The 12,450-nt window shown below is 43.6% G+C and carries 14 protein-coding genes; all 14 read right to left on the minus strand.

The window, feature by feature from the left end; translation table 11 throughout:
* Window positions 1-12: 12 nt before the first annotated feature.
* Window positions 13-144, minus strand: coding sequence for a DUF6760 family protein (locus AACT52_RS15005; protein WP_337251593.1), 132 nt, complete (start codon window positions 142-144; stop codon window positions 13-15).
* A gap of 17 nt (window positions 145-161) precedes the next feature.
* Complete coding sequence (locus AACT52_RS15010; protein WP_073631810.1) at window positions 162-542, minus strand: phage tail assembly protein; 381 nt, start codon at window positions 540-542, stop codon at window positions 162-164.
* Window positions 543-570: 28 nt separating this feature from the next.
* Window positions 571-918: a hypothetical protein gene (locus AACT52_RS15015; protein WP_073631812.1), complete on the minus strand. Its 348-nt coding sequence runs from the start codon at window positions 916-918 to the stop codon at window positions 571-573.
* A 126-nt stretch (window positions 919-1,044) separates the two neighbouring features.
* The gene (locus AACT52_RS15020) at window positions 1,045-1,569 is read right to left on the minus strand and encodes a phage tail protein (protein ID WP_073631814.1); all 525 of its coding nucleotides are present in this window, start codon (window positions 1,567-1,569) and stop codon (window positions 1,045-1,047) included.
* Between the two features lie 284 nt (window positions 1,570-1,853).
* Entirely contained in the window at window positions 1,854-2,321 is a 468-nt protein-coding gene (locus AACT52_RS15025; RefSeq protein ID WP_073631816.1) for a phage tail protein, read from the minus strand.
* A 75-nt stretch (window positions 2,322-2,396) separates the two neighbouring features.
* Entirely contained in the window at window positions 2,397-4,064 is a 1,668-nt protein-coding gene (locus tag AACT52_RS15030) for a phage tail sheath family protein (protein WP_073631818.1), read from the minus strand.
* A gap of 60 nt (window positions 4,065-4,124) precedes the next feature.
* The gene (locus AACT52_RS15035) at window positions 4,125-4,967 is read right to left on the minus strand and encodes a Pvc16 family protein (RefSeq protein WP_073631819.1); all 843 of its coding nucleotides are present in this window, start codon (window positions 4,965-4,967) and stop codon (window positions 4,125-4,127) included.
* 132 nt (window positions 4,968-5,099) lie between these two features.
* A complete protein-coding gene (locus tag AACT52_RS15040) occupies window positions 5,100-5,507 on the minus strand; it encodes a hypothetical protein (protein WP_073631821.1) in 408 nt (135 codons plus the stop codon).
* Between the two features lie 834 nt (window positions 5,508-6,341).
* On the minus strand, window positions 6,342-6,533 hold the full coding sequence (locus tag AACT52_RS15045) for a hypothetical protein (RefSeq protein WP_143172795.1): 192 nt from the start codon (window positions 6,531-6,533) through the stop codon (window positions 6,342-6,344).
* A gap of 407 nt (window positions 6,534-6,940) precedes the next feature.
* The gene (locus tag AACT52_RS15050) at window positions 6,941-8,527 is read right to left on the minus strand and encodes a DHA2 family efflux MFS transporter permease subunit (RefSeq protein WP_073631826.1); all 1,587 of its coding nucleotides are present in this window, start codon (window positions 8,525-8,527) and stop codon (window positions 6,941-6,943) included.
* A 25-nt stretch (window positions 8,528-8,552) separates the two neighbouring features.
* The gene (locus tag AACT52_RS15055; RefSeq protein WP_073631827.1) at window positions 8,553-9,086 is read right to left on the minus strand and encodes a VIT1/CCC1 transporter family protein; all 534 of its coding nucleotides are present in this window, start codon (window positions 9,084-9,086) and stop codon (window positions 8,553-8,555) included.
* Window positions 9,087-9,427: 341 nt separating this feature from the next.
* On the minus strand, window positions 9,428-10,702 hold the full coding sequence (locus tag AACT52_RS15060; RefSeq protein WP_073631828.1) for an HlyD family secretion protein: 1,275 nt from the start codon (window positions 10,700-10,702) through the stop codon (window positions 9,428-9,430).
* Window positions 10,703-10,747: 45 nt separating this feature from the next.
* Window positions 10,748-11,011 carry an SDR family oxidoreductase gene (locus AACT52_RS15065; protein WP_337251595.1) on the minus strand — a complete coding sequence of 88 codons (264 nt, stop codon included), beginning with the start codon at window positions 11,009-11,011 and terminating at the stop codon, window positions 10,748-10,750.
* A 169-nt stretch (window positions 11,012-11,180) separates the two neighbouring features.
* Window positions 11,181-12,233, minus strand: a complete 1,053-nt coding sequence (locus tag AACT52_RS15070) for a quinone oxidoreductase family protein (protein WP_198940924.1) — start codon at window positions 12,231-12,233, stop codon at window positions 11,181-11,183.
* Window positions 12,234-12,450 lie beyond the last annotated feature (217 nt).

Here is a 12,450-nt window from a genome sequence, read left to right on the forward strand (position 1 = left end):
TACAATATTGTACTAAGCTTTTATTTGCTGATTAATCTTATTAATTTCTGTTACCCAGCGTTGACGAGTTGTATGCTCTAGATTCAAAATTTCATCTTGAGACCAGTGAAAATGGTAAGCGAGAAAAGCTACCTCCTCATACAACTTATTTGAGGGGTAGCTTAGGACTCCCCCACGAGTTCTAACTCTACTGCAAACTCATTATTGCAATGGGGACACAAGGCAGGGATATGTGCATTTCCTTGTTGGTTGACACGATTATAAAATTCCCGCAAATAGGCAATATCACGGATAACTAGCTTCTCCAATAAATCAGGAGTGACAGAATTTAGACTACCCAAGCGAGTGATAACCTGTGAAAGCATCACTAAGAAACTATAGGCAGGGTTGTCTCGAACACTACGATGCTGTTGGGCTAAGATTTCATCTTTTGCTGTCGCCAAGCGCATCACCCCTTGGCGGTGAACTCGGTTTTGATTATCCATCAAACCTCGAGGAAGGAGAAAGGTAAATTCATTTTGTAGGGTATTTTTATGAGGCATAGGAATAGAAAGTAGAGAGTAAAGAGGTTTATGCCTGAATAAGTTGTTCTGTGGAGTTGGCTCTATGTTCTGGAGATGAAATTTCACTCTCAAAACCATTGATACTACGGTAAAAATCTTGAAGGTAATTCATATCTTGAGCGTAAAAATTTTCCACAACCATAGGGCTAACTTCAGATAAAGCTCCAAGACAAGTAATCACACGAGACAGGATGATAATTGTGGCATATGCTGGATTAGACTTGACACGAGGATCGCGCAAAGGCGCAATTTCATCTATAGCTGTTGCTAGTCGCATAACTCCCTTACGATGGAGGTTTCCATCAGGGTCTATATACCCTTTGGGTAGTGTAAATTCAAATTCTTTTTGAAACATAAAGCTTATTGATTCCTTTTTGCGTTTGAGGCTCAATACAGTTAATGAATCTCACTGGATCTCAGATCTAAAGGATTTTACAGCTATTTTCAGCTAATTGAACTACAGATTTTTGTAGGGGCACGGCTAGCCTTTGCCCCTACCAGGTGGTTTATTTACTTGAGAACCTGCCACGCGTTTAAAGTCCTCGAAAGCAATTTCTAGTTCCTCAATCGCCATGTCAGTCTTACTAGCGTGGAAGTCGCTAATTTTATAACTAGTTACCCAAGCCCTAGAGAATTGAAGCTTTGTTTGTGCTGTGTTGGTTGAGTCTTGAATAGTCAAAGAAAAATCTCTGCGTTTCTTAGCCCAATTGCCCTGTTGAATATCTGCAAACCAGTTCCAAAGTGTCATGGAGTTGGTTAGACATCTACGCAGAGTTATATTACCCATTTTAACATTACCAGGAATTTTAGTTCTTACTGGAAGACCTTGCTGTGCTTTACCCCACTTTCGAGGAGTCACTTCACAAATTTCAATCAAATCTTGTGAATATGTAAACCCTGCACACTCTAGAAAAATTGCATCGATATTTTCTTGAGAACCATCTAGCGATAGTTCGACGTAGAAACGATTAGTTAAGAGATTTTCAGGTAATACGCCTATAGCCATTGTCGATGCTCTAATAAATTATGACATCAAGGGTTAAATGCCTTCAGAAACTAACTCCATAAATCATAATTTCCTGGTAGAATTACAATTTTATCGTTAGTGTTTTACAAGGATAGCCAGGTCTAGCTTGGCAAAATACCAAGCTAACCTTAGCTGAGTTATGAATTGCTTAGAAAAAAGTTAATTCAGGATTGAGTTTGCAATGCATTTATTTATTTAGGTAAGCCCGAACTTTCATGGCTTAACACCATAGTTATCATTACAATCCTTCATACGTCAGGTATTCAACTAATTCCTTCATGCATCAATCGTATGTGCTCAACTACCAGACTGTTTGCACCAGCAGATAGCTCGCCTTCTAAACCATGGTGTATGGGATAGCAATTAGCAATAGTAAATTGCATTTTCGTCTGCCCTTGAGTATCTGTTAAGAATACAAAACCCTGGCCCTTGTTTTGGGATACTTGCGAAGCTGCTCCATTCTGAGGGTTGCACTTTGTAAACCAATCCTTAAGGCTCTTATCGCCATCTGCGATAACCTTAACTTCAACGGGCTCTGGGTTATTTTGTAAACCAGGTAGAGAATTACGGTTTACACCCTTGTTGTTTCTACCAGTAATTTGCTCTCCGGCAGCTTCTACTGTTCTCGATAGATTAGTAATTGTATGGATCATTTTACTATTAGGAACATGGGGATCTATAGTTAGATACCAAGTATTCGCACGTAAAGGTTCAGCTTGACCAGCAGCCATATTTCAACTCCTTTTAAAGAAAATAAACTACAAACAGTTCATGAACAATGTCAAAAATATGCAACTTTTAACGTTTTAGCTTTCAGCTTCCGCCTCATAACCATTCCATTGGCTGATCCGGAAAACAACAAACTCAGCAGGTCTTACAGGGCAAATACCTACTTCAATATATAAACGACCTAAAAGTCTAGTTTCTGGGGGATTTAGTTCCTCGTCACATTTAACATAAAAGGCTTGTTGTGGTGTAGCTCCAAACAAAGCGCCTTCACGCCATATACGCTCTAAAAAGTTGCTGACATTGCGAGTAACGCGAGCCCATAGGTCAAAATCATTGGGTTCAAAAACCACCCACTGTGTACCAAGTTCAAGTGATTTTTCAATATAACTTATCAGCCTCCGGACGCTGATATAACGCCACTCGGTCTTGTCAGGCTCAACTAAAGTTCGTGCTCCCCAAATGCGGATTCCTCGATTCGGGAAGTTGCGAATACAATTGATACCAATAGGGTTCAAAAGCTCTTGCTCGCGGAAATTAGTGTCATAGCCCAGACCAATGACACCTCTGGGAATTTCATTTGCAGGTGCTTTATAAACTCCTCGAGCTTCATCAACACGACCCCACACGCCCATTACGTGACCAGAAGGAGGTACAAGAATTGGTCTACCACCGTTGCGCGGGTTAGGTACTTTGACCCAAGGATAGTAAAGTGCACCAAACATGGAACGACGGTTAAAATTGTGTAGCCAATCCACGACCTCTTGAGGTTTGACACGATCTGGTGGTGCGTCAAGTACAACCATGCGATTGGGTGGGTTAGGAATATCTCCACTTGCGGAACCCTCACACATACTTATCATGAGTTCCATAATGCCGTGGACTTGCTCCAAGTTCATCAGCCCTGCTTCATAAACCCGCATGAGATCGGGGCAGGAGATCATAGTGATTTCATCAATTTCAAAAAGCCCGCGTACCCCCGTGCGGTCATCTCGTACCCCCTCTACATCTCGCGCAAATCGATCAGGAGAAGATGGAACAATGGGAGGAGCTAGTTCGTACTGACCATTACCTGGGCGTCGAGCTAATGGTCGTCCAGTCGAAGCCGCTTCAGTCACAGTGATATACATGGAGTTGCGTAATGCTGTGACTGCGTAGGTTCCAAATTGAGGAGGAACCTCCGAATTCATAGTCAAGTTCTCATACTGCTCCAGGATTTCCTCACCGCGACGAACCTGAAGTGTAAAATACTCACCTGTATTTGGAGGTGCTTCTCCTTCAACACCTTCAGGCAGGGGACGAGGCGAACTATCAGTAATTAAGATGTTAACTAATCCTCCGGCTGCTTGCTCCGGACGCAAGGTTAGAATCAGGGATGGACGATTCCCTCGACCATTGATTTGCACAACAGCAGGTTCTGGGGCTGTTAATTTAGTTGCATTAGGTAATTGTGTACCAATGCTCGCGATCCAGCAACGACCACCACCATTAAGAAAAAAGCCATAAACTGCGAAAGGTAAATAAGCATTGAAGTCGGTAAAACCATCAGAGTTTGGACGGGCAAAATAATTCAGATATTGCGTCCAATTGGTTACGAGCATGGGCTTAAATACTTCTGCCCCATTGCGCACATCCTCTGTAAAACCAACAAATCCAGCAACCGCAGTGCTAACACCTTCAATTGGGCGGGCACCTCGGTCAACTTCTTCGATATATACACCAGGAGCAAAGTAATCAAGTCTTGCCATGAAAATACCTCCGTATCAAAATAAGTCTTAAATTGCTAAATATCCAAGTTGTATGTTCTCTTAAACAGGGGTAAGGAACACTTCTTTAAAAGTGAAAGTGCTGCCTTCTACCAAAATGTTGCAGTTTTGAGATACATACCCAGAACAATCCAACCTGATAATATAATTGCCCAATCGCAAATTCTCAAAAAAGAACAACCCTTCTTGATTACTTGTCGCTGACTTTTCTGTTCCCATCAAAGTCGCTTGTGCTTCGACAAGTGGCAAATCTGTAGCTGCACTTTTGACAACACCTGCGATCGATACCCGTTTAGTCATCACACGACTGCTACCATTTTTTTCCAGCTCCGTGTTAAGACCAATAATTCGTTGCCAAACCAAAGGTATTGAAGTTTTTTCGGGCTCAAAGGGTACCGTGATTGTCAGGTATAAGGCTGGACGCAAAGGGACACTTAGAGCGCTCCACAAAGAACCTACGTCCACAAGTGGGGTTACAGCAACATGTATAAATAAATTGCCAAAACCCCGTAGTTCAGGAGCCAAAAACTCCTCCCGTAGGGATCGGTGGCGCAGTAGCAAGCTCAATGCTTCATTTAAAAGATGATACTCGCCCAAAGCCGTGCGATTCCAAGCTGTTAGTACCAGCGATACATCAAACCAAGCAGGCAAAGAACTTACATTAGCTGCTGATAAACCTCCTTCTGAAATTCTGCGGTCTATCTGCCTTCCTGTTGATTGTACTTGTGCACTCTCTCGAATATCGTACAGGTAAAGATTTAAAAAAGGACCTGCACTCTCATCCCGTCTACTACCAGGAACATTAAAGTCAATTTGCTCCATACTGGTGAGGGAGGTTCCTCCAGCCAGAATTTCAGCCAAAGTTTGGAGAAGAGCGATAAGCATAGCGGAAGCAGATAATCTGTATATTTTTAGATTAAAAGCAAAAACCAAAAACGTGAATTAGACTTTTGTCGAGAAAAGTTTCTTCTTTATTTAACGGCAGTGTAGCCATTTTCAATTTTTGACATTGCCAAATTAACTGGCTGGAGCAAACGAACGTCTGACATTTGGTTGAAATAAGTAATAAATAATTACCACATGGATGACGGCGCTTATCACAGTTAATCCAGCAGTTGTTCGCACTTGAGAAAACACAAAGAAAAACGCCACTAAGGCTAAAATCTGAAAGATTAAACTGATTAACCAAGCCCAAAATTTGAGACCAAATAACCCATAAGCTAGAAGAAAACTTATCAAAGAACAAAACAGCAAAAAGCCACCAATATAATCTGCTATATTGTTTGGAAGTACTGGTGTGTGAAGTAGTTGATGTAAATTAGACTTTTTGAAGAATAAAACTACCACTCCTTGAAGTAACAGTGAAAGACTGTTAATCAGTTGTAAGGAAGCGAGAATAGTCACTCCTATTGGTCGTCGATTCATAATGATTCTCCTTCGGCGTCAATATTTTAGTACAGGATTGCACAAATACGTAGCGTTTTAGTCCGTAGTTGCGCTAAGCCTTGCTCTTTGCAACTACAAACCTCGATTACCCTATGAATTTATGGGAATTTGTTCTTATCTACACTTAAAACCTGCTTAAAATGTATTAGTACAAACTCCTAATTTATCCCAATTTTGAGAACTAAGAATTCCATCTTTTTCAAGGTTATTCTGTGCCTGAAAATCAATGCTGCCGTTTCAGTTTGTGAACCAAATGTTCCATCAGTCTCTACAGAATATCCGTTAGCATTCAAATATCACTGTAAGTAACGCACGTCTTCATTCTGATCTCGACTTTATCCATTTTTACGAAACCCAAAGGCTGACACTGAAACCCTTGTAAGACGGTCAGGGCAAACGCATCTTGTCAATAAGAGCGTTTCAATCTCAATAATTGGGAAAAGAATCGCATTGAAAAAGAATCATTCGTCAGAATTCAGGAGTCAGAATCAATCAGTGGGGAACTTAAACCCGTTTATTCATCCTCCAGCCGCACAGAATTCAATTCTGAATTCTGGCTCCTGGCTCCTGAATTCTTTCTTGTTAATGACTGCTTATTGACAAAATTTTAGGCGGGCGCTGACAGTCGTAAAAAATCAATCAAACGATAAACTTTAATGATTTCGTTAATGCACTAACAAAGATTTTTGTCAATACTAATTTAGATGCGTTTGCGCTGGTAAGACGGTAGCTTTAGTTTTTGAATTTTATTGAGAATCAGTGACATGGAAAAAGTATTTGCCAAAAAGCTAGTACATGACGGCGGAAATAAAGCTACCCTTCGGGTATGCCCAGTGGGTACGGCCATATCGCCGTTAGCGCAGCTCCTCTGGAGGAGGCACGCCACGCCTGACGGCGAACAGCAGTCGCCTGCGGACGAGACAGTACTGAAGGCGGGTCTCCCGCCGTAGGTAACTGTCGTTGGAAACCCTCCTTCCGCGCTGCTTCACCATTACAAACCAGCAAAAGAGTTACGGTATAAGTCTTTTGACTTTTGACTTTTGACTTCCCCCCTGCGGTACTAGGGTTTTTGCCAGATAAAGAAAGCCGAGTTGTTAATTTTGGATAAAATCGATCTGAGATACAGAGCCATTGCGTTGCAGCACTGGAAACCAGCGACAGGAAGGTAAATTAGTTGTTGTTTGGATTGTTGATTGCATATTTAGGTTCTCGACTATCGTTTTCAAGAGGAAAATAATGAACTGTATCCATTATTAGGCTTGGACAAATTCGAGAACAGGCAACATGTGCCAGTAAAGTTATAACTTAAGCTTTGCCCCCCAGTTTAGACCAAACCAGCTTTGGAAAGGTTAAAGAAGCCTTTAATCTGATTTCCCCTTCGGTTTTTTCCCTTAACTTAAAGGTACTGATTTCTAATGGGCGACGATGTTCCCGGTTGTTTTAGCTTTTTTCATCAACAGTAGGGCAGTACCGCTGATAAGAATTAGTAACCCTAGCAGGTAGTAACAGTCATCAATTGCCATGATTGTTGCCTGTTGCTGCACAACTTGAGCGATCGCCGCAATCGCCTGTTGGGTGGCGGTAGCTGAATCGGCTCCTTTACTCATGAAATACTGCATCATCTCTTGAAGTCGCTGCTGAGTTGTTTCGTTGTAAAGGCTGACATCACCTCGCAGGCGATCATAATGGAATTCGGAACGATGTTGGATCACAGTCGCAAAGATTGCATCGGCGAAGGAACCCCCCAGGTAGCGTACCTGGTTGAACAACGCACTAGCATCACCCAATTGCTCCCCTTGAATTCCAGCAGTTGCTAGAGCAGATAGGGGAATCGTGATTAAAGTTTGCCCGATTCCTTGAATAAGCTCTGGCAGCATTAACTGAGGTGTACCTGACTGAGCACTCATGTGAGAGTTGATGAAATTGCTGACTGCAAAGACGGCACATCCTACGGCGACAATTACCCGTGAATCTACTTTAGACTGAATTATAGGCAGGAAGGGCATCACCAGCACTGAACCAAATCCAACCCACATTAGAGTTAGCCCAACCTGGTAGGGAGTGTAGTGTTGCACAGAATCGAGATATACAGGCATCACATACATGGCACCAAAGATACCGCACCCAGCGACAAGATTGACGATACTGGCAAGCCCAAGGTTTCGACGCTGCATGAGACGCAAATTGATAAAGGGACGCTTTTTGGTCAGTTCGATTATCACAAATAGGGTCAGGGAGACGACTGCGATCGCCGCCAATCGCACAATGAATGGTGAATTCAACCAGAGATCGCGGTTCCCTTCCTCCAACACGGTTTGCAGACAGCCCAGCCCGATCCCCATTGTTAATATGCCTGCCCAATCTCCCTGCTTTAATTCGTTCAAGTGCATCGGTTCATGCTCAATTAAGAAAATGCAGGTTGCCAGCATCAAACTACCCGGAATCAGATTGATGTAGAAGATGTATTGCCAGCTATAATTGTAGGTTAACCAACCGCCCAATGCCGGTCCAATAGCAGGTCCAAGGGTGACAGTAAGACCAAAGATTGCTAACCCAATCGTGTGTTTTGAGGGTGGTAGGTGACGCAGGACATATGCCATTGCCACAGGGACGAATGCACCCGCAAAGAATCCCTGCAAGCCTCGAAAGGCAATCATTTCAACTAATGTTGTAGCATTGGCACAGGCGATAGAAAAAATTAGAAATAAGACCGTGCTAGCCGTCATGTACCAGCGCGTGGAAAAGACTTTGCCCAACCAACCTGTTAACGGAATGACAATAATTTCACCAATTAAATAAGCGGTAGAAATCCAGGAACCTTGATCCAGCGTGGCTCCTAACGCGCCAGTCATGTCTTGCAACGATGCATTCGTAGCAGTCACATCCAGGGATGACATCAATGCGCCCAGGTTCATTCCCAACACCGCTACCCAGGTTAATACGGGAATAGAATCACTGGATTGTTTCACCTGTGGTTTGATCATTTTAGATCGTGTCATGATGGTGTGTTTTGTAAATACTCAGCTATCCATTTCCAATAAGAACACCGGAAAGAAAAACTAGAACGCCTCCAACAATGACTTGAAAGGCAGATTTAATAAAATTCAATTGGAAGAACCGGTAGCGAATGTAAGAAATTACAATTAACTCAAATACAACAACTCCATAAGCCAGGTAGAGTGCAGTATTCACGTTGGAAATCAAGAATGGTAAGGTGTGCAAAATGCCCCCTAAAAATGTCATCAAACCCACAATCGCACCTCGAAAAATCGGATGTCCTCGTCCAGTTTCTACTCCTGTATCTGAAAGGGCTTCCGCGAATGCCATACTGATTCCCGCACCAACCGCCGCCGAAAGTCCAACGACAAAACCTACATGGGGCTTTTGGGTCGCAAACACGGCTGCAAAGATAGGTGCGAGGGTAGAAACAGAGCCATCCATCAATCCTTCCAAACTTGGTTGAACTACCTGAAGCACAAAAGAGCGGCGATTGTCAAGCAGTTCTTTAAGGCTGTAGCTTGATAATTTGCGTCTCCGGAATAAGTTTTGGTTCTTCATCAAAAATTTGGGTTTGAAACCCCATCCTTGTAGGAGGGCTTTACAGAATCTTGAAATCAAAACGAAGCCAATTTTGGTATAATTTAACTACGCTGAAATAAGCAATAGCAGAGTATTGACTCTTATCTAAGGCTCCGCTAGTAACCGACTTAGACAACGAGTGTCAACGAAAAATGAGTCTTGGGGCGTGGAGGTGAGTACACCTTCTGGTTAAACGTAACCGCGCCTGAAATTCCGCAAACAACATGAGTACGTTCCTATATTACAAGTAGTGTTGGGAGGGGGATAAAGCCTCTCGCCTAAAGGTGCGAGGAATGGTTACCAGAGTTTTTCGCTCATGTTTAATGACTTCCCGTACTGACCGTCACTTCAACCGACATTCCTGGTGTGATGCGGTTTTCATAGCCTTTAATGCTATTGCGATCAAAGGTAATTTTGACTGGAATCCGCTGCACCACTTTGGTAAAGTTGCCAGTGGCATTGTCGGGAGGCAGCAAGGAGAAATCTGAACCCGATGCAGGCGATACGCTGTTGATTGCGCCTTTGAAAGTCTTGCCTGGAAATGCATCCACACGAATATCAACCGCTTCTCCGGGTTGCATCTTACCCACCTGTGTTTCATTGAAGTTGCCAACGATCCAATTATCATCACTCACGACAGAAAGCAGCGGTTGATCGGGTTGAATCCGTTGACCCACTTGAACTGTTTTATTACCAATTTTGCCTGCAACAGGCGCTTTGATGACGGTATAGGACAAATTGAGCTGTGCCTGTTTGAGATTGGCATCCGCACTGGCAATTTGCGCCTGGGCAGCTTTATACTGACGGCGGTTGACTTCGGTCTGCTGTCCACTCGCTTGTGCCTGCTGCACTTTGCCCTGCGAATCCACTAAGTTTGCTCTGGCTTGATCAATACCATCGAGTGCGGATTGATACTTCGCTTTTGCATCCAAAATACCTTGCTGTGCCGCCTTCGTTTGTGCCTGGGCAACTTGATAAGCCGTCAAAGCATCATCTCGCTGCTGTTTAGGAATTGCCCCCGTTTGATAAAGCTGTTCATACCGTTCGTAAGTGATTTTGGTATTGGCTTCCTGTGCCTGGGCTTTGGTGAATTGTTCCTGTGCAGTCGCGATTCCTGCTTGCGCCTGCTTGACAGCAGACTGGGAACTGGCAATGCTGGCGATCGCGTCCCCTACTGCCCCCTTTGCTTCTGTTGTATTGGCTTGAGCCGTTTGAGATGCCAGGTTAATAGTCGCTTGAGCAGCACTGGCTTGCCGTCTGGCATTTTCCAATGCTGCTTGCGCTTGTTGCACAACAACTTGATAATCTTTGGGATCTAGCTCAACCAGTATTTGTCCCTGCTTGACTTCCTGATTATCATCTACATTGACCTGAATGACCGTTCCAGCAATACGGCTGCTAATCGGATGGATATAACTCGTTATATAGGCATCATCAGTTGATTCATGGGTTTTATTATAAATCCACCAGCGATAACCAATCGTTCCTGCTAGGGCTGCGATCGCTATCCCCGTAATCACTAAAATTGATTTCTTACTAAACTTCTGGAACGGTACTGAATCTATTTTGTTTGAATTATTCCCTACATCATCCATCACATTGAGCTCCAGTTTATCAGGAAGAATTGAGGTGAGTGTTCTTTAGAAGTCAGCAGTAGAGTATGCAAAAAACGCTACTATCGGTGCAATGTCTTCTGGCGTTCCTAACCGTCCGAGAGGAATGTTTTGTTTAACTAGATTCAACTTCACAGGTTCATGGAAAAATTTGGTATTGATGGAAGTTGCGATCGCTCCAGGAACAATGTTGTTAATGCTGATTCCCAAAGGTTCCAGTTCTAGGGCTAGATTTCGCATCATCTTCACTCCACCCTTACTTGCGCAGTAGGAAATGAAAAATTCTATTATCTAAATACGTTGCTCATTATTTATGTTGGAGCTATCCAAGAGCAGCAACTTATTGCAGTATGCAACACGCTCCAATTTCTGACCACTCAAGATTGCTAAATTAAACAACTACTTAACACTAGATCGAAAACTTACGAGAAAAGAGGGGTTTCAGCCTATGTCTGTTACCTCATATAGATTTGGGTGCAAGCATTACTCTGCCAATTGCACTTCGATTAAGAACTTGCTCATATGCCGTTATCGCGTCCTGAAGCGAATAACGGTTGATTCCGGCGACGGGAGGACGGAGGGCACCTGCTTCAAAACCGGGAGTAAGCGTTCCCAGAATTTCTGCACAAGCACGAGCATCTAGTGCCAAACTATTGACACCAAATAATCTTGACTCTTGACGATAAAAATCGATTAAATCAAAGCAAACTCGCCGCTCCTTGGCAGGAGAGCTAATCTCAGTCAGGCGACCCTTATCAGCGAGTGATTGCAAGCACAGCTCAAACATTGCTCCACCAACCGTATCTATAATGACCGAAGCGCCTTTGCCGTCGGTTGCTGCTAGAATCGCTTCCGGAAGCTCCTTGTCTGCAAGATTGATGACGATATCTCCACCAGATTGCTGCGCTAGTTCACGATCGCTTTCTCGCCGCACAGTTCCCAACACATGTGCTCTCTTCCATTTGGCAATTTGCATCGCGGCACTACCAACCCCGCCCGTTGCTCCAATTACCAAAACCGTTTCTCCTGCGGTAAGTTGTGCAGCATTAAGACACAACCAAGCCGTCACGTAAGTTACTCCAATTGACCCCGCCTCATCCATAGAGAGATTTTGAGGCTTGGGGGTGACTGCCTGCTTCGGCAACACGATGTATTGGGCATGGGTACCATCGCGAGTAAAGCCAATATCGCCACCTGTACCCCAAACTTCAGTACCAATTAGACTTTCTGAACCCTCTACGACAATTCCAGCAAAGTCTCGACCTGGCGTACGAGGCAGAGTGGTGTCTGGCATATTACCTGAAACATTCTTGACATCACTGGGATTAATTCCCGCCGCGTAAACCTCGACCAGAACCTCGTCTGATGCCAGATTAGGTTTTGGTAATTCTTGAATTAAAAGTTCAGAGGGAGATCCAAAATGGTCAATGCGAACAGCTAACATGGTTGTTCCTTGTGATGGGTGATTTTGTGAAGCCGAGAATGCGATCGCCAGGCTTACAGCAGATTGCATTTTTCTTGAGGTACAGTTTTTAAACTTAAAAGCCAGACATAGAGCAAAGTTTACTTCTGACTCCTGAGTCCTGATTCCTAGATTCTGCTGTCATAAGGGTTTCAGGCGATGCTTTTGAAGTTGACTCTGTGCAATCTTCCTGCGAGTGCACAGAGTCAATCCACAACGCCTGTTGCTCAAAAAGCAGATTCTAAGGGGATTAAGCGCGAATGGTGTA

The organism is Scytonema sp. HK-05 (genome assembly GCF_963872035.1).
Classification (GTDB): domain Bacteria; phylum Cyanobacteriota; class Cyanobacteriia; order Cyanobacteriales; family Nostocaceae; genus Kalymmatonema.

What these genes read in the sequence shown, in the direction of transcription:
- AACT52_RS15010 (WP_073631810.1), bottom strand. Translation starts at nt 542, where the DNA reads ATGCCTCATAAAAATACCCTACAAAATGAATTTACCTTTCTCCTTCCT.
- AACT52_RS15015 (WP_073631812.1), bottom strand. Translation starts at nt 918, where the DNA reads ATGTTTCAAAAAGAATTTGAATTTACACTACCCAAAGGGTATATAGAC.
- AACT52_RS15020 (WP_073631814.1), bottom strand. Translation starts at nt 1,569, where the DNA reads ATGGCTATAGGCGTATTACCTGAAAATCTCTTAACTAATCGTTTCTAC.
- AACT52_RS15025 (WP_073631816.1), bottom strand. Translation starts at nt 2,321, where the DNA reads ATGGCTGCTGGTCAAGCTGAACCTTTACGTGCGAATACTTGGTATCTA.
- AACT52_RS15030 (WP_073631818.1), bottom strand. Translation starts at nt 4,064, where the DNA reads ATGGCAAGACTTGATTACTTTGCTCCTGGTGTATATATCGAAGAAGTT.
- AACT52_RS15035 (WP_073631819.1), bottom strand. Translation starts at nt 4,967, where the DNA reads ATGCTTATCGCTCTTCTCCAAACTTTGGCTGAAATTCTGGCTGGAGGA.
- AACT52_RS15040 (WP_073631821.1), bottom strand. Translation starts at nt 5,507, where the DNA reads ATGAATCGACGACCAATAGGAGTGACTATTCTCGCTTCCTTACAACTG.
- AACT52_RS15050 (WP_073631826.1), bottom strand. Translation starts at nt 8,527, where the DNA reads ATGACACGATCTAAAATGATCAAACCACAGGTGAAACAATCCAGTGAT.
- AACT52_RS15055 (WP_073631827.1), bottom strand. Translation starts at nt 9,086, where the DNA reads ATGAAGAACCAAAACTTATTCCGGAGACGCAAATTATCAAGCTACAGC.
- AACT52_RS15060 (WP_073631828.1), bottom strand. Translation starts at nt 10,702, where the DNA reads ATGGATGATGTAGGGAATAATTCAAACAAAATAGATTCAGTACCGTTC.
- AACT52_RS15070 (WP_198940924.1), bottom strand. Translation starts at nt 12,233, where the DNA reads ATGCAATCTGCTGTAAGCCTGGCGATCGCATTCTCGGCTTCACAAAAT.